This is a genomic window from Cryobacterium sp. RTC2.1, from assembly GCF_035018685.1.
GTDB lineage: Bacteria > Actinomycetota > Actinomycetes > Actinomycetales > Microbacteriaceae > Cryobacterium > Cryobacterium glucosi.
In genome coordinates this window covers 1-15,222 of the sequence record NZ_JASJXJ010000095.1, presented here as the reverse complement: position 1 = coordinate 15,222, position 15,222 = coordinate 1, and the positions used below count along the sequence as shown (strand labels likewise).

The following is a 15,222-nucleotide window of genomic DNA, read 5'->3' as shown; positions in this document are numbered from 1 at the left end:
ACCCGCGCGCGGGTCGCCCGCGGCAGCCGGATCTTCGTCGAGGGTCGGCACGACGCCGAACTCGTCGAGAAGGTCTGGGGCGCCGACCTCCGGATCGAGGGCGTCGTCGTCGAATACATCGAGGGAGTCGACAACCTCGAGGAACTCCTCACCGAATTCGGCCCGGGACCAGGCAGGAAGGTCGGCGTGCTCGTCGACCACCTCGTACCAGGGTCCAAGGAGAGCCGGATCGCCGAGAACGTCGCTCGCGGTCCGCACGGGCGGAGCGTCCTCGTGGTCGGGCACCCCTACGTCGACGTCTGGCAGGCCGTCAAACCCGAGCGACTCGGGATGAAGGACTGGCCGACGATCCCCCGCACGGTCGAGTGGAAACACGGGATCTGCGAGCACCTGGGCTGGCCGCACGAGGACCAGGCCGACATCGCCAGGGCCTGGCAACGCATCCTGGGCCGGGTCCGGTCGTATGCCGACCTCGAGGCCGCATTCCTCGGCAGGGTCGAACAGCTCATCGACTTCGCGACCGTCGATTGACAGGTGGGCTGAATACCGCCCCTGTTCGGGCGAAATATTCATAAAACGTAACGGTTATGACTCGAATTCGCCCCAAATCCGGTTCTTACCGAGCGAAGTGGTCTAGTCTTGTCCCAGTAGTTGTAGTGCTTGCACGTCTTAAAACGCACGGACTTCGGTCCATGCGGCGTATTCCTTTCGGAAGCGGACGACGAATACCGCGACGAACGGCCCCGACAGTCGGGGTCGGTCTAACACTCCTGGAGGAGTTTCAAAAATGGCAACAGGTACCGTGAAATGGTTCAACGCTGAAAAGGGCTTCGGATTCATTGCTCCCGACGACGGAAGCGCCGACGTGTTCGCGCACTACTCCGCGATCGCTTCCAATGGCTACAAGTCCCTCGACGAGAACCAGAAGGTCGAGTTCGAGGTAACCCAGGGCCCCAAGGGTCCCCAGGCCGAGAACATCCGCGCCCTCTGATTCTGCTCAGTGCTGAATCAGCACACTGCTTGAACTGCGTCTGACCGAGGTCATTCGCCCAGAGAGCTCCAGTAATGCCCCCGCTTCGGCGGGGGCATTACTTCGTTAAGCCGAAGCTTTTCTCGCCGCCGCCCTAGTCTGCGCGGCCGTCTCCGACGAAACGCTCGACCCGCCGGTCCGGCACCAGCCAGATGAGTGCGGCGATCGCGAAAACGCCCATGGACACGAGCGGCTGCACCAGGGCGAGCAGAATCCCAGCCAGGTAGATGAAGGGCGAGCCCTTGCCCTTCCAGTCCCGTCCGAGGGCCGTGGCGAGGGCTCCGTCGGCGCCCTGGTAACGGATCAGGGTCCGCTGCAGGATGTAGAACGCCACGGCGGCCAGGAGCAGCGTGAACCCGTAGACCATGACCGGGACCTCGGCGAAGCCGGACTCGTCGCTCCACCTCGTAGCGAAGGGGAACAGGGAGAGCCAGAACAAGAGGTGCAGGTTCGCCCAGAGGATGCCGCCGTTCACGCCGGAGGCGAGGCGCAGCAAGTGGTGGTGGTTGTTCCAGTAGATCCCGATGTAGAGGAAACTCAGCAGGTAACTGAACAGCGTGGGCAGGATGGTCACGAGCCCCTGCCAGGTCGGTTCCTCCGGGACCCGGATCTCGAGCACCATGATCGTGATGATGATGGCGAGCACGCCATCGCTGAACGCTTCGAGCCTGTTCTTGGTCATGTGCCTCCGGTCCCTGTCGTCCGTTCAGGTGCGCTGAGGGCATCATCCCAGATTCCGTTCGCCCTGTCAGGAGCCGGATTTCGCACAACCTGTCCGGCCGTCGGTGGCAGACTCAGGGTATGAGTGAGCGCACCCTGATCCTGCTGCGGCACGCCAAGTCCGACTGGTCCGGCGAGGTCTCCGACCTCGAGCGCCCGCTCGCCGAACGGGGACTGCGCCAGGCGCCGCTCGCCGGAGCGTGGCTCGCCCGCAATATCGGGCACATCGATCTCGCGGTCGTCTCCCCCGCGCACCGCGCTCGCAGCACCTGGGAAATCGCCGAGGGTGAACTGACGGAATCGCCGCCGACCGTGGTCGACAGCCGCGGCTATGCGGCATCCGCCGACGAACTGCTCGACGTCGTCAGGGAGCTTCCCGACGAGGACCACACGGTCGTTCTCGTCGTGCACAATCCCGGGATCACCGGCCTCGCCGAACTCCTCACCGGAACGTGGATACCGATGCCGACCAGCACCCTCGCCGTGCTGGGCTTGGCCGGACCGTGGTCTGACGCCGGCAGGCGACCGGCCGAGATCCTGGCGACCGGGCGCCCGCCGGAAGACTTTCCGCACCGTCACCGCGCTCAGTGAGGGGACGGTCGTCGACTAGTTGACGAGGTCCTGCCAGCCGTCACCGTCGACGTACTCGAAGATGAGGTTGGTCTCGGTGTGCGCGACAGCAGGATGCTCGGCGAGATGTTCGAGCACGAAGTCACGCAGCGCGGACGCGTTCGCCGCCGCGACGTGCAGGAGGTAGTCGTCGGCCCCCGCGGTGTGGAAGAGACCGATGACGCCGGGCCAGTGCGGAGCGGCATTACGGAAGTCGTCGATCTGCACCCGGGCGTGTTTGACGAGCCGCACGGAAATGAGCGCCTGCAGGGAGGCTCCGAGGGCTGCGAGGTCGATGTTCGCCCGGTACCCGCGGATGTGGCCCAGCTGCTGCAGCCGGCGCAACCGGAGCGACACGGTTGACTCGGCGACACCGATCTCGGCAGCCAGTGCGGCGCCGGAGGCTCGCGCGTTGACCGAGAGGGCCTTCAGCAATGCCCGGTCGACCCTGTCGATTTCGGCTTTCTTCGGTTCCATCAGTCACACTCTTTCGTCCCTAAGAGCTTATGCGACGAATCATTCCTTGACGCAAGGGTCTGCGCCTGGACCGGGTAACGATCGAGGATCGATCGCGCGAGGCGGTGGCTTCAGCTGCGGCCGAGGCGGCGACGCAGCAAGTCGATCCGGTTCTGCAGCTGGGTCACGCTCGCCTGGGCAACTGCGGGTCCCCCGCAGACCCGCCGTAGTTCGGCGTGTACGATCCCGTGCGGCTCATTCGCGAGTTTCGACCACATGCCCACGAGACTCGCGAGCAAGGTCCGCTGTTCCTTGAGGGTGCGGTAAAGCGGCGGCGGTTCCTCGGGGGCGATCTCGCCCGTGACCGGGTTCTTTCGCCGGTCGGTCGACCGTTTGGCCTGGCGGGACTGCCGTTGCCGGAGCAGCTCAGAAACCTGTTCCGGCTCGAGGAGTCCGGGGATGCCGATGAAGTCGAATTCCTCGTCCGTTCCCGGTTCGGCGAGTTGGCCGAACTCGTCGCCGTCGAACATGACCATGTCGAAGGTCGCCTGGGAGTCGATCGCCTGCCAGGTGAACTCGTCCTCGCCGAGTCCGTCCGACCCCTTCTCGTCCCGGTTCGCCGCGGCGACCATCGCGTCTTCGGGGTTGTACATCCCGTCGTCGCCGTCGTCCCTGTTGCTCCGGTCGAGCGCGTGGTCGCGTTCGAGTTCGAGGGCGTTGGCGAGGCTCAGCAGGCTCGGCACGTTGGGCAGGAAGATCGAGGCCGTCTCGCCGCGCCGTCTGGCGCGCACGAAGCGGCCGATGGCCTGCGCGAAGAACAGGGGTGTCGATGCGCTCGTCGCGTAGACGCCGACGGCGAGCCGGGGAACGTCGACACCCTCTGACACCATCCGGACGGCGACCATCCAACGCCGGGTGTTCTTCGAGAACTCGTCGATCCGGTCGCTCGACTCCTTCTCGTCAGAAAGCACGACGGTCACCGGTTCCCCGGAGATCTCCTCGAGGATGGTGGCATACGCGCGTGCGGCTGACTGGTCCGTTGCGATGACGAGGCCGCCGGCGTCCGGGATGCCGTGCCGGACCTGGGTGAGGCGCGAGTCAGCGGCGCGCAGCACGGCGGGGATCCACTGCCCGGTCGGCTCGAGCGCCGTACGCCAGGCCTGGCTCGTGATGTCCTTGGTGTTGCCCTCGCCGAGTTTGGCTTCCATCTCGTCGCCGGCACGCGTGCGCCACTTCATGTGCCCGGCGTAGACCATGAACATGACCGGGCGCACGACGCCGTCGGCAAGGGCGCGACCGTAGCCGTAGTTGTAGTCACTCTGCGAGAGACGGATGCCGTGCTCGTCCGGCAGGTAGCTGACGAAGGGGATGGGCGAGGTGTCTGACCGGAACGGGGTCCCGGTCAGGGAGAGGCGGCGGGTCGCCGGTTCGAAGGCCTCCCGGATCGCATCGCCCCAGCTGAGGGCGTCGCCCCCGTGGTGCACCTCGTCGAGGATGACGAGGGTGCGGCTGGACTGGGTGAGCTCGCGGTGCAGGGCGGCCCGGCTGGCGACCTGAGCGTACGTGACGGCGACACCGTGGAAGTGGTTGCCGTAACGCCCGTCCGCGTTCTTGAACGAGGGGTCGAGGCGGATGCCCGCGCGAGCGGCGGCATCCGCCCACTGGCGCTTGAGGTGTTCGGTCGGGGCTACGACGGTGATGCGGTCGATCAGGTGCCGCGCACGAAGCTCGGAGGCGAGCCGCAGTGCGAACGTGGTCTTGCCTGCTCCCGGTGTCGCGGCGGCGAGGAAGTCACGGGGCTGGTGCACGAAATAGGCGGCCAAGGCCTCTTCCTGCCAGGCGCGCAGCTTGGTCGCGGTACCCCAGGCGGCCCGGCCGGGGAACGACGGGGACAGGTGTTCGGCTGCACTCGTTCCCTGGTTCGGTTCGAACGCTGCTGAGGTAGTCACTTCAATAGAACCTAGCAAGGTGCGCAGACAGTTTCGTGCAAACGAGGAGAATGGACTGATGACAACGCCATTGCATCCCTGGTCGCGGTACGTAGCCGTCGGCGATTCCTTCACGGAGGGTGTCGGGGATCCCGAGCCCGCGTGCCCGGGAGGATTCCGCGGCTGGTCAGACCGCGTCGCCGAGGTACTCAGCCAGGGCTCGACGGACTTCGCGTATGCGAATCTCGCCGTGCGCGGCAAACTGATCCGGCAGGTCATGGACGAGCAGCTGGAGCAGGCCCTCGACGTGCATCCGGACCTGATCACCTTCTCGGCAGGCGGCAACGACGTGATCCGACCGGGGTCAGACCCCGACGAGATCGCCGCCCGGTGCGATGAGGCCGTGCGCCTGCTCAGCCGCGACGGAGCCACGATCGTGCTGTTCACGGGCGCCGATGTCGGGTTCGCCCCGGTCTTCCGCGGGATCCGCGGCAAGATCGCGATCTACAACGAGAACATCCGTGCCGTCGCTGCGCGCTACGACTGCGTCGTCGCCGACCTGTGGGCCCTCACCGAGATCCAGGACGCACGGATGTGGGCGCCCGACCGGCTGCACCTGAACGCCCTCGGACATCACACCGTCGCCCGGATGGTGCTTGACGTGCTCAACGTGCCCAACAGTCTCGAACCCTCCGAGCCCGAGCCGTTGCCCGCGCAGACCTGGCGCCAGGCGCGCAGCGAGGACATGGTCTGGGCGCGGGAGTATCTCGTGCCGTGGGTGCTGCGCCGCATCAGGCACCAGTCGTCCGGGGACCACGTGCTGCCCAAACGCCCGGAGGCCGGGCCGTTCCGCCAGGCCGTCAAGTAGCCCAGCTCTTCACACAGCGCAGAGGCGTCAGCGGGACGCGAGCAGTTCGCCAGGGTGCGTGAAGCGCCAGCCGGGTCCGGGATCGCTGAGTGTGCCGTCCAGCACCAGGGGCACACTGAACTTCTGGGTGCCGACCACGAAGTCGAGAGACCCGACGGCGTCTCCGTCCGAGCCGACCCCGACCGAACGGGCCGTTGCGACGCCCGTGACGGCCGTGTCAGACCAGACGAGGGCGGATGCCTTCTCGGCGGCCACGACCGAACCGTTCTGCCCCCAGACGCTCGCGTACGCTCCATAGGACGCACCGGCTTCGGTCAGGGTGACCTCACGGAAGCCGGGTTTGACGCTCTCGATGAGCCGCCCGATGTCGGCGTCGAGGGTGTCGTGGGTGGTCCCGCCGAGCAGGACCCCGACGAGGGTCACGGTCGTGTCTCCGACGGTGAAGTCCGCGGAGAAGAGCAGGCACGCGCCGGCTTCGTCCGTCGTCCCGGTCTTGATGCCGTCGACACCGTGCTCGCCGAGCATCTCGTTGGTGTTGGTCACCGTCCCGATCGTCGGCAGCGTGGCCGTCTTCTCCGAGACGATCGAGGCGAGCGCCGGGTTCTTCAGCACGAGTTTGCCGATCTCGACGAGGTCGGCCGGCGTGCTGGCGCTCAGCGGCGAAATCCCGCTCGTGTCCGCGATCGTGGTCCCGGTCAGGCCATGGTCGGTGAGCCAGGCCCTGGCGACCTTCAGATACGCGTCGACAGAACCGAACGCCCAGTTCGCGAGGGTGATGCTGTAGTTGTTCGCGGAGGGCAGCAGCATGCCCTCGAGGGCCTGGCGCTGGCTCAGCACCATCCCGGACACGACGGGGGCGACCGAGCCGTCCTGGGCGAGCACGTCGTAGTAGATCTGCACATCGGCGTCGGTGAACTTCACGTCGGGACCGGCCTCGGTGGCCGCGAGCGGCTTCGCCTCGAGCAGCACGAGGGAGGTGACCATCTTGGTGATGCTCGCGATCGGCACGGCGGCCTGGCTGCCGTTGGAGCCGAGCACCCCGTCGTAGCCCACGGCGCCGATCGCGCCCTCCCCGATTCCCGGCCATTTCATTGCCGTCGCCGGCTGGGTGAGCGCGGCAGGCTGCGTGAGCGTCGCCGCCGACGCTGGAAGTGCTGCGGCACTCGTTGTCGCGAAGTAGCCCCCGAGGAGGATCACGACGAGCAGGCCCCCGAGGACCGCGAATCGGCGACGCAGGATGGTGGAACGACTCGCGGAAGGCATCCGCTCACTTTACCGATCCACGGATAGGGAAACGCTGGACACCGCGGCGCGGCGCAGTCCCGGTCAGCGCAGCGCGTACAGTGCGACCGCGCTCGCGGATGCGACGTTGAGCGAGTCGACGCCGTGCAGCATCGGGATCGTGACGACCGTGTCCGCGACAGAGAGCGCCTGCCTGCTGAGCCCGTCGCCCTCGGCGCCGAGCACGATCGCGAGCCGCTCCGGCGGGTCGATCGCGAAGTCGTCGAGGCTCACCGCGTTGTCCGCGAGGGCGAGTGCTGCGAGGTGGAAGCCGGCTTCGTGCAGCAGAGGAACGGCTTCGTCCCACTCGGGGAGCCGGGTCCAGGGCACCTGAAGCACCGTGCCCATGCTCACGCGCACGCTGCGCCGGTAGAGCGGGTCGGCGCAGCGCGGGGTGATCAGAACGGCGTCGGCGCCGAGTCCGGCGACCGAGCGGAAGATAGCGCCGACGTTGGTGTGGTCGACGATGTCCTCGAGGATCACGATCCGGCGGGCGCCCCTGACCAGATCGGACACCGGCGCGAGCACGGGTCGGTGCATCGCGGCGAGTGCCCCCCTGTGCAGGTTGTACCCGGTCAGTTCTTCGAGCACGGATGCCGCGCCGACGTAGATCGGCACGTCCGGCCAGTCGGCGAGCAGTTCGAGGGCGTCGGGCAGCCACTGCTCCTGCAGGAGCACCGAGCGGGGGCGATGTCCGGCCTCGAGGGCGCGCGCGATGACCTTGGTCGACTCGGCGATGTACAGGCCGCCCGCCGGTTCGGACTTCCGCCGGAGTGCGACATCCGTGAGCTGGGAGTAGTCGGCAAGACCGGGAAGGTCGAGGGAGTCGATGGGGATGATCTGCACGGTGATTTGCCTTTCGAAGGAGAACACGTCCAGACTGCCAGTTGTCTCACCCGGTCACGTACTCGAGGTCACGTACCCGTGTTCTGTAACAAGGACGAAAACTGGCCAGCTTAGACTCGGAGTGGACAGGACGGAGCGTTATGACCACCGAGACGATTCCCGTCGCGGGCGAGGTTTCGGCCGACACCCTTGACACGGTCGCCGAACTCCTGCGCGGAAAGCGTGCTGCGGTGCTGACCGGCGCCGGGCTCAGCACGGATTCGGGCATCCCCGACTATCGGGGGAAGGGCGCGCCGGTCCGCACCCCGATGAACTATCAGACCTTCATCGACGACCCCAGGGCCCGGGTCAGGTACTGGGCGGGCAGCCACCTCGGCTGGCGTCGGTTCCGCGCAGCTGAGCCGAACCTCGGGCACCGTTCGCTCGTCGCCCTCGAGGCCCATGGTGTCATCTCCGGCGTGATCACCCAGAACGTCGACGGGCTGCACACCAGGGCCGGTTCCCGCCACGTCGTCGACCTGCATGGCTCGATGGATCTCGTCGTCTGCCTCGGCTGCGGCCAGGCCTTCGACAGGGAGAGCATCGCGGCCCGCCTCGAAGCCGACAACCCGTCCCTGCGGCGGCCGGACTCCGCCCGTCTCGCACCGGACGGTGACGCCGACGTCACCGACCTCACGGGCTTCGTCATCCCCGCGTGCACGGTCTGCGGCGGGATGCTCAAACCCAACGTGGTCTTCTTCGGCGAGCTCGTGCCGACGGTCAAGTTCGTCGAGGCCACCGCCCTCGTCGCCGGGGCCCAGGCGCTCATCGTCGCCGGATCGTCTCTCGCGGTGAATTCGGGCATCCGACTGCTCGAACAGGCCCGCCGGCGCAAACTGCCGATTATCGTCATCAATCGGGGCGTGACCAAGGGAGACGCGCGCGCACTGGTTAAGCTGGAAGCCGGCACCTCCGAGGTGCTGGCCGGGCTCGCCGAACGCCTCACGGGGTAGAGGAGGTCCTGGTCGCCAGACGGGACAGCGCCAGACAGGACAGCGCAGACAGGGGCCACGCGAGACCATGCACCGGTTGCAGACCAGGCTTTCGATCGTCCGACACGGCCAGACCGACTGGAACCTCGCCACCCGGATCCAGGGCCGCACCGACATCCCGCTGAACTCGACGGGACGGGCCCAGGCCGCCGAGACCGGCCTGCGGCTCCTCAAGCGCAGCCGCGCGGGGTTGGCGCCCAGCCTCGACGGCGGCCTGACCGAGAGCTCCGCCGCCTGGGAGAAGATCGTCTCGAGCCCGCTCGACCGGGCCGCGGAAACCGCCCGCATCATCGCGGGGGAACTCGGCCTGCCGCGGCCGGAGATCATCGACGACCTCACCGAGCGTCACCACGGCCACATCGAGGGCCTCACGTTCGCAGAACGGCAGCGCCAGTTCCCGAACGGGATGCCGGTGCCCGGCCTCGAGTCGCGCCAACAGGTCCTCGACAGGGTGCTTCCGGCCCTCGGCCGCGTGGCCGAGGAGTTCCCGGGTGACGCGGTACTCGTGGTCTGCCACGGCGGCGTGATCGGAACCCTGATCCGCTACCTGACCGCCGGCGTGCGCCCGCACCCCGACGAGATCATCGCCAACGGATCCGTCCACGACTTCCTCTGGACCGACGGCCGGCTCGAGCTCGAGCACTTCGACGCGACGATCCGCGGTTTAGCGGAGAACACGCACTACTCGGGCTGAGCGGTCTCCCGGATCGCGCGGAGCAGGATCTGCGCGGAGTCCGCCCAGTTGTACCGGGCGGCCTGGTCGATGGCGAGCCCTGAGCGCTTCGCCCACTCCCCCGGTTCGTCGAGCTGGTGCACGGCAGCCGCGAGCCCCCCGGCGTCGCGCGGTTCGAAGTAGAGCGCGGCCTCACCGCCGATCTCCCGGAAGATCGGAATGTCGCTCACGACGACCGGGATCCCGAGGCTCATCGCTTCGACGAGGGGGATCCCGAAGCCCTCGTCGAGGGACGCGGTCACCAGGGCCGTCGCCGAATCGAGCAGGGACACGTACTCCGCGTCGGAGACGCCGTCGTGGAAAACGATCCGCGCTCCGGGGGCGAGCCCCTGCAGGCGGGCCTTCTCCGTGTCACCGATCCGGCTGAGCAGGTGCAGGTCATGGCCGGGAAGGTCAGCGAGGGCGCGCACGAGCGTGTCGACGTTCTTGTACGGCATGAACGAGCCCATGTAGACGAGGCTGCCCGTTGCCGGCCCGGTGCGACGCACGCCCGTCCCTGCGCCTGCCGCCTCGCCGAGGGCACCGGCGGCGTTGGGGACGACCGTGATGGGCTTGCGGGTGAGGCGGTGCTTCAGCATGAGTGCCCGTGTCGTCTCGGAGACCGTGACGACGCCGTCAGCGCGGTTCAGCAGCATCCGCTGGGGCCACCAGGACAGGTGGTAGAACCGCCAGAGCAGCCGGATGAAGGCGGGCAGGTCGCGCGGGGGTGTGCGGTTGCGATAGTAGATCAGGTCGTGGACGGTGAGCAGCAGTCTGTAGTTGCGGCCCCACGAACCCATGGTCTGCATCGGGCTGAAGACGACGTCGGGGTGCAGCCGGTTGACGCGGAGGGCGACGAGGGGCTCGCGGATGCTCGTGGGCGCGTTCACGAGCTGCCACGGGAGCGCGGGGAGCATCGCGAGTTGCCTGTGGTCGCTGATGAGCATCGTCACGGCGTGCAGCCGGCTCAGCTCGGTGACGAGTTCGGAGGTGTAGCGGCTGATGCCGTCGTGCCGGTCGAACCGGGTGTAGCGGCAGTCGAAAACGATCCTCATGCTGTCAACTCGATCCTGCTGGGGCCGATCATGCCGGGGCCGATCATGCCGACGCCGCCTCGTCGAGGAAGCGGCGCAGCTGTTCTGCCGCTTCGGCGGGAACTTCGTAGTGGATGAGGTGCCCGACGTTGGGGATGACATAGAGACGGGCGTCCGGGAACAGCGCGCGCAGCCGGTACTGGGCCTCGACGGGGGTGATGTCGTCCTTGTCCGCCGCGATCAGCAGGGTGCGTTGCGGAATGCGCGCGGCGAATTCACTCACGTCGCTTCCGACGGACGCGCGGAAGGCTTCGAGCACGACCCGGCGATCGGAGAAGGCGGAGAAATACCGGTCGTGCTGGTTGTGGATCCAGCGGCGCAGGGCGGGGTCACGGGTCTTGGCCATCGCGATGCTCATCACCCGCACGATGACGCGGTTGCGGAGCAGGGCGAAGCCGAGCCGCTCCGGTAGGGCGGCCGCTGACCAGTAGTAGAACACCGCGAGGCGGGTGAGGATTCCGCGGGGACCGGACAGGGCCGGCGCCGCGATCGGGTTGACGAGCACGACGACATCCGCGGGCAGTCCGCCCGCGACGGCGGAGGCCACGATGATCGAGCCGAACGAGTGCCCGAGGATCACGGTGCGCCCGGTCGGGGCGACCGCCGAGACGAAGCCCCTGAGCCACTCCGAGTAGCCGGGCACGTCGTGTCCCAGGGTCGTGAGCGCCGCCGATTCGCCGAAGCCTGGCAGGTCTGGCGAGAGGATGCGATACCCCGCGAGCTGGGCGACGACGGGCTCGAGGCCGTGGTGGTCGCCGCGGAAGCCGTGCACCATCACGATCGTCGTCGTCGCTGCGGGATCCCCGTACTCCCAGTAGCGGGTGTCGGTCCCGAGCACCGGGACGGTGTGGACGCTCACCGGGATCCGGGCGAGCTGGGCGTCGTATGGCGAAGGAACAATCATCCCCTCCAGTTTACGCAGGACGCGCGCGACGGAGCGGCGTCGACGCCCGGGGATGTCGGCGGTCGGCCCTAGGCTGGCCCCATGAGCAACTGGAGTGACACCCTCGCCGTCTTCGACCTCGAAACGACCGGAATCGACGTGGAGACGAGTCGCATCGTCTCGGCGACGGTGGCCGTGATCGATGTCTCAGGGGCCGTCGTCGAGCGCATCGACTGGCTGCTCGACCCCGGCATCGAGATCCCCGAGCAGGCGACCAACGTGCACGGCATCACGACGGCCCAGGCCGTTGCGAACGGGCGCGCCGCCGGCGAAGGTGTCACCGAGATCGTCGCGACCATCCGGGAACTGCTCAGCAGGGGCCTTCCGATCGTGGCATACAACGCGCCGTACGACCTCTCCCTGCTCAACCGGGAGGCCATCCGCTACGGGGTCGCACCACTCGTGTCGCCCTCCCCCGTCGTCGACCCGCTGGTCATCGACAAGCAGGTGGACCGCTACCGCAAGGGCAAGCGCACCCTCGAGGTCACGAGCGCCTACTACGGGGTGTCCCTCGACGACGCCCATGACGCCGGTGCGGACGCGATCGCCGCGGGCAGGGTCGCCCAGGCCATCGCGAAGGCCCACGTCGCCGTGCTGCCGGGCACGGTCGCCGAACTGCACGAGCTGCAGGTGCAGTGGTCCATGCAGCAGGCCGAGCGCTTCCAGGACTACATGCGCCGCGAACGCGACCCGAAGTTCGTCGCGAGCGGCGCGTGGCCCGAGCGGTAACGCGAGCAGCACCGCAGGCATCCGCGCGGGGTACGGAACGCGGGGTACAGAAAAGGCGAGCAGCCGTGGCTGCTCGCCTTTCGTGTATCGCGCTCGAGTGCGTCGGTCTTATTTGCCGAAGCCCTTGTAGCGGGAGTTGAACTTCTCCACGCGTCCGGCGGAGTCCATGATGCGCTGCTTGCCTGTGTAGAACGGGTGCGACTCAGAGGAGATTTCCACGTCGATGACGGGGTAGGTGGATCCGTCTTCCCACTCGATCGTCTTGGCGCTCGAGACCGTCGAACGAGTCAGGAAGGTCGCACCCGACGCGAGGTCGCGGAAGACCACGGGGGCATATGTGGGGTGGATGTCAGACTTCATGAAAACTTCCTTATATGAGTTGCGCCGGTCCGGACCGGATGGCCCGGGGAACGGCGGCAGGAAAAAGTTACACGGCCCGAGGACCGACTGTCGAGTCTAGCAGAAGCGAACGTCAGGCCGCACGGGCCGTGAAGCGACCGGCGTCCTCGCTCAGGCCGATCGGCAGGCCGAACGTTTCGGTGAGGGTGTCCGCCGTCAGAGACTCCGCGAAGGGGCCGGCCGAAACGACGCGTCCACCAGAGAGAAGCAGGGCGTGGGTGAAGCCGAGGGGGATCTCTTCGACGTGATGGGTGACCATGATGATGGCCGGTGAACTCTGCTCGAGGGCATAACCGCCGAGCAGGCGCAGGAGTTCTTCGCGGGCGCCGAGGTCGAGGCTCGCCGCCGGTTCGTCGAGCAGGAGCAGTTCGGGGTCGGTCATGATCGATCTGGCGATCTGCACTCGCTTCTGTTCACCGTCGCTCAGGGTTCCGAAGGTGCGATCGGCGAGGTGGTCGAGGCGCCATTCCTGGAGGACACGCTGGGCGCGGCGCTCGTCGATGGCCTCATATTCCTCGGTCCAGCGACCGGTCACCGAATACGCGGCGGTCATGACGACGTCGATCACCTTTTCACCCGCCGGAACCTTCCGGGCGAGCGCGGTCGACGCGAAGCCGATGCGCGGACGCAGCTCGAACAGGTCGGTGCCGCCGATCGGCTCCTCGAGCACCTCGGCTGTGCCCCGGGTGGGGTGCAGCATCGCGGCGGCGATCTGGAGGAGCGTGGTCTTTCCAGCGCCGTTCGGGCCGAGGATCACCCAGCGCTGATCGTCATCAACACTCCAGTTCACTGAGTCGAGGATGGTTGTGCCAGCCCGGACGACGGAGACGTCGGTGAATTGAAGAACGTTGACCATGCATCCATGTTATCTGCCGTCGCCGAGGCGTCGGCACGCCGGGCGGGGCTCAGAGCAACCCGGCGTAGATCTCCCGGGTGCTCGTGGCGATCTGGCTCCAGCTGAACTTTTCCTCTGCCCTGATCCGGCCGGCCCTGCCCATTTCCGCGGCACGATCGGGGTCTGAGACGACCTCCAGGAGGGTGCGGGCGAGGTCGGCGACGAAACGGTCAGGGTCGATCGGCGTGCCGGTGCCATCACTGACCTGGTCGATGGGCACGAGTCGTCCGGTGACCCCGTCGTCGACGACCTCGGGGATGCCGCCGGTCGCCGAACCGACAACCGGGAGGCCGCACGCCATCGCCTCGAGGTTCACGATGCCGAGAGGCTCGTAGACCGAGGGACAGACGAAGACGGTGCCGGCCGTCAGGACGGCGGAGAGGTCGTGCTGGGACAGGTGTTCCGGAATCCACACGACCCCGGTGCGCTCGGCCTGGAGCGCCCTGACTCCAGCGGTCACCTCGGCCATGATTTCTGCGGTGTCCGGTGCCCCGGCGCAGAGCACGAGCTGGACCTCAGGCGGGAGAGACGCTGCGGCACGGAGAAGATACGGGAGTCCCTTCTGCCGGGTGATCCGTCCGACGAACACGACAGAGGGTCGGGTCGGGTCGATGCCGAGCGAACGGACGATGTCCTCGTCCGCGGTCGGCTTCCAGGCCTCGAGGTCGATGCCGTTGTAGACGACGTGCACCCGGGACTCGTCGAGTGCCGGATAGCTGCGGAGGATATCCGCCCGCATTCCCCCGCTGACGGCGATGACGGCATCCGCTGCCTCGAAGGCCGTGCGTTCGATCCAGCTCGAGACCCGGTAGCCTCCGCCGAGTTGTTCGGCCTTCCACGGCCGGAGCGGCTCCAGGCTGTGTGCAGTGACGACGTGCGGGACGCCGTGCAGGAGCTTGGCGAGGTGCCCTGCGCCGTTGGCGTACCAGGTGTGCGAGTGCACGATGTCGGTGCCCGCGGCGTCCTGGGCCATCAACAGGTCGACGCCGAGTGTCGACAGGGCGCCGTTCGCCGTCGCAAGCTCGGCTGGGACGCCGTATGCGAAGGTATTCGGTTCGTCGCGCGGCGAACCGAAGCAGCGCACCACGACGTCGATGTCGGTACGGAGGGCCTTGACGAGCTCAGCGACGTGCACGCCGGCCCCGCCGTAAACCTCTGGTGGATATTCCTTGGTCAACAGATCGACTCGCATGAAAGTAAAACTAGCGCAGCATCGCATCCGACACACCGTTTTCGGGTGGCCACAGGCCCCGGATGCCCTTACTGTAAAGACATGGCATCGAAGAAGATCTTTGGAATCGTACTCGCTGGTGGCGAGGGCAAACGACTGATGCCGTTGACGGAGGACCGCGCAAAGCCGGCCGTTCCGTTCGGCGGCAACTACCGGCTCATCGACTTCGCACTGTCCAACCTGATCAATTCCGGGTTGACCCAGATCGTCGTCCTGACGCAGTACAAGTCGCACAGCCTCGACCGTCACGTCTCCCAGACCTGGCACGTCTCCGGCGGCTTGTTCAACTCATACATCGCGTCCGTGCCCGCGCAGCAGCGCCTCGGCAAGCGCTGGTTCTCCGGCTCCGCGGACGCAATCCTGCAGAGCCTCAACCTGATCCACGACGAGAAGCCCGACATCGTCGTGGGGGGGGGGGGGGGGCGCCGCCGCGCCCCCGCGCGCGCGCCC

Annotated in this window: 18 protein-coding genes; 8 read left to right on the top strand and 10 right to left on the bottom strand. The window is 67.4% G+C overall.

The genetic code is table 11. The features are described from left to right. Together QN357_RS12375 and QN357_RS12370 are read left to right on the top strand one after the other, a co-directional pair. Positions 1–531, top strand: a 531-nt coding sequence (locus QN357_RS12375) for a DUF3097 family protein (RefSeq protein WP_323504950.1), incomplete at its 5' end; no start/stop codon positions are given. 256 nt (positions 532–787) lie between these two features. After that, entirely contained in the window at positions 788–991 is a 204-nt protein-coding gene (locus QN357_RS12370; protein ID WP_035840308.1) for a cold-shock protein, read from the top strand. A 133-nt stretch (positions 992–1,124) separates the two neighbouring features. Here QN357_RS12370 and QN357_RS12365 read toward each other — a convergent pair whose 3' ends face one another. Beyond that, entirely contained in the window at positions 1,125–1,712 is a 588-nt protein-coding gene (locus QN357_RS12365) for a TMEM175 family protein (RefSeq protein ID WP_134446593.1), read from the bottom strand. A gap of 119 nt (positions 1,713–1,831) precedes the next feature. On the opposite strand from QN357_RS12365, the gene QN357_RS12360 reads away from it, so the two are divergent. Then, positions 1,832–2,341, top strand: a complete 510-nt coding sequence (locus QN357_RS12360; protein WP_134446594.1) for a SixA phosphatase family protein — start codon at positions 1,832–1,834, stop codon at positions 2,339–2,341. Positions 2,342–2,356: 15 nt separating this feature from the next. Here QN357_RS12360 and QN357_RS12355 read toward each other — a convergent pair whose 3' ends face one another. After that, positions 2,357–2,836 carry an Lrp/AsnC family transcriptional regulator gene (locus tag QN357_RS12355; protein ID WP_134446595.1) on the bottom strand — a complete coding sequence of 160 codons (480 nt, stop codon included), beginning with the start codon at positions 2,834–2,836 and terminating at the stop codon, positions 2,357–2,359. Positions 2,837–2,946: 110 nt separating this feature from the next. Then, on the bottom strand, positions 2,947–4,764 hold the full coding sequence (locus QN357_RS12350; protein ID WP_134446596.1) for a DEAD/DEAH box helicase: 1,818 nt from the start codon (positions 4,762–4,764) through the stop codon (positions 2,947–2,949). 58 nt (positions 4,765–4,822) lie between these two features. On the opposite strand from QN357_RS12350, the gene QN357_RS12345 reads away from it, so the two are divergent. Further along, positions 4,823–5,611 carry an SGNH/GDSL hydrolase family protein gene (locus QN357_RS12345; RefSeq protein ID WP_134446597.1) on the top strand — a complete coding sequence of 263 codons (789 nt, stop codon included), beginning with the start codon at positions 4,823–4,825 and terminating at the stop codon, positions 5,609–5,611. 27 nt (positions 5,612–5,638) lie between these two features. On the opposite strand, the gene QN357_RS12340 is transcribed toward QN357_RS12345, so the two are convergent. Together QN357_RS12340 and QN357_RS12335 are read right to left on the bottom strand one after the other, a co-directional pair. Continuing rightward, entirely contained in the window at positions 5,639–6,874 is a 1,236-nt protein-coding gene (locus tag QN357_RS12340) for a D-alanyl-D-alanine carboxypeptidase (RefSeq protein WP_322135810.1), read from the bottom strand. A gap of 63 nt (positions 6,875–6,937) precedes the next feature. Then, entirely contained in the window at positions 6,938–7,738 is an 801-nt protein-coding gene (locus QN357_RS12335; RefSeq protein ID WP_134561122.1) for a TrmH family RNA methyltransferase, read from the bottom strand. A gap of 140 nt (positions 7,739–7,878) precedes the next feature. On the opposite strand from QN357_RS12335, the gene QN357_RS12330 reads away from it, so the two are divergent. Next, on the top strand, positions 7,879–8,730 hold the full coding sequence (locus QN357_RS12330; RefSeq protein ID WP_134446600.1) for a Sir2 family NAD-dependent protein deacetylase: 852 nt from the start codon (positions 7,879–7,881) through the stop codon (positions 8,728–8,730). Between the two features lie 76 nt (positions 8,731–8,806). Further along, positions 8,807–9,463, top strand: a complete 657-nt coding sequence (locus tag QN357_RS12325; protein ID WP_241975454.1) for a histidine phosphatase family protein — start codon at positions 8,807–8,809, stop codon at positions 9,461–9,463. Here QN357_RS12325 and QN357_RS12320 read toward each other — a convergent pair. Together QN357_RS12320 and QN357_RS12315 are read right to left on the bottom strand one after the other, a co-directional pair. Further along, entirely contained in the window at positions 9,451–10,536 is a 1,086-nt protein-coding gene (locus tag QN357_RS12320) for a glycosyltransferase family 1 protein (RefSeq protein ID WP_322135809.1), read from the bottom strand. The two genes, QN357_RS12325 and QN357_RS12320, sit on opposite strands and share 13 nt — an antisense overlap. A 43-nt stretch (positions 10,537–10,579) precedes the next feature. Then, positions 10,580–11,479: an alpha/beta fold hydrolase gene (locus QN357_RS12315; protein ID WP_134560141.1), complete on the bottom strand. Its 900-nt coding sequence runs from the start codon at positions 11,477–11,479 to the stop codon at positions 10,580–10,582. 81 nt (positions 11,480–11,560) lie between these two features. Between QN357_RS12315 and QN357_RS12310 the strand changes: the two genes are divergently transcribed. After that, on the top strand, positions 11,561–12,247 hold the full coding sequence (locus QN357_RS12310; protein WP_134446604.1) for an exonuclease domain-containing protein: 687 nt from the start codon (positions 11,561–11,563) through the stop codon (positions 12,245–12,247). A 108-nt stretch (positions 12,248–12,355) separates the two neighbouring features. Here QN357_RS12310 and QN357_RS12305 read toward each other — a convergent pair whose 3' ends face one another. From QN357_RS12305 to glgA, 3 genes are all read right to left on the bottom strand, one after another. Continuing rightward, the gene (locus tag QN357_RS12305; protein ID WP_134446605.1) at positions 12,356–12,607 is read right to left on the bottom strand and encodes a type B 50S ribosomal protein L31; all 252 of its coding nucleotides are present in this window, start codon (positions 12,605–12,607) and stop codon (positions 12,356–12,358) included. Positions 12,608–12,719: 112 nt separating this feature from the next. Continuing rightward, on the bottom strand, positions 12,720–13,502 hold the full coding sequence (locus QN357_RS12300; protein ID WP_134446606.1) for an ABC transporter ATP-binding protein: 783 nt from the start codon (positions 13,500–13,502) through the stop codon (positions 12,720–12,722). A gap of 49 nt (positions 13,503–13,551) precedes the next feature. Further along, positions 13,552–14,733 (bottom strand): glycogen synthase, encoded by a 1,182-nt coding sequence (gene glgA, locus QN357_RS12295; protein ID WP_134446607.1) that lies wholly within the window; start codon positions 14,731–14,733, stop codon positions 13,552–13,554. Positions 14,734–14,814: 81 nt separating this feature from the next. Between glgA and QN357_RS12290 the strand changes: the two genes are divergently transcribed. Beyond that, positions 14,815–15,222: sugar phosphate nucleotidyltransferase (locus QN357_RS12290; RefSeq protein ID WP_323504949.1), on the top strand; the 408-nt coding region annotated here is incomplete at its 3' end.

What these genes read in the sequence shown, in the direction of transcription:
- QN357_RS12360 (WP_134446594.1), top strand. Translation starts at nt 1,832, where the DNA reads ATGAGTGAGCGCACCCTGATCCTGCTGCGGCACGCCAAGTCCGACTGG.
- QN357_RS12315 (WP_134560141.1), bottom strand. Translation starts at nt 11,479, where the DNA reads ATGATTGTTCCTTCGCCATACGACGCCCAGCTCGCCCGGATCCCGGTG.
- QN357_RS12355 (WP_134446595.1), bottom strand. Translation starts at nt 2,836, where the DNA reads ATGGAACCGAAGAAAGCCGAAATCGACAGGGTCGACCGGGCATTGCTG.
- QN357_RS12310 (WP_134446604.1), top strand. Translation starts at nt 11,561, where the DNA reads ATGAGCAACTGGAGTGACACCCTCGCCGTCTTCGACCTCGAAACGACC.
- glgA (WP_134446607.1), bottom strand. Translation starts at nt 14,733, where the DNA reads ATGCGAGTCGATCTGTTGACCAAGGAATATCCACCAGAGGTTTACGGC.
- QN357_RS12305 (WP_134446605.1), bottom strand. Translation starts at nt 12,607, where the DNA reads ATGAAGTCTGACATCCACCCCACATATGCCCCCGTGGTCTTCCGCGAC.
- QN357_RS12345 (WP_134446597.1), top strand. Translation starts at nt 4,823, where the DNA reads ATGACAACGCCATTGCATCCCTGGTCGCGGTACGTAGCCGTCGGCGAT.
- QN357_RS12330 (WP_134446600.1), top strand. Translation starts at nt 7,879, where the DNA reads ATGACCACCGAGACGATTCCCGTCGCGGGCGAGGTTTCGGCCGACACC.
- QN357_RS12365 (WP_134446593.1), bottom strand. Translation starts at nt 1,712, where the DNA reads ATGACCAAGAACAGGCTCGAAGCGTTCAGCGATGGCGTGCTCGCCATC.
- QN357_RS12370 (WP_035840308.1), top strand. Translation starts at nt 788, where the DNA reads ATGGCAACAGGTACCGTGAAATGGTTCAACGCTGAAAAGGGCTTCGGA.
- QN357_RS12340 (WP_322135810.1), bottom strand. Translation starts at nt 6,874, where the DNA reads ATGCCTTCCGCGAGTCGTTCCACCATCCTGCGTCGCCGATTCGCGGTC.
- QN357_RS12300 (WP_134446606.1), bottom strand. Translation starts at nt 13,502, where the DNA reads ATGGTCAACGTTCTTCAATTCACCGACGTCTCCGTCGTCCGGGCTGGC.
- QN357_RS12320 (WP_322135809.1), bottom strand. Translation starts at nt 10,536, where the DNA reads ATGAGGATCGTTTTCGACTGCCGCTACACCCGGTTCGACCGGCACGAC.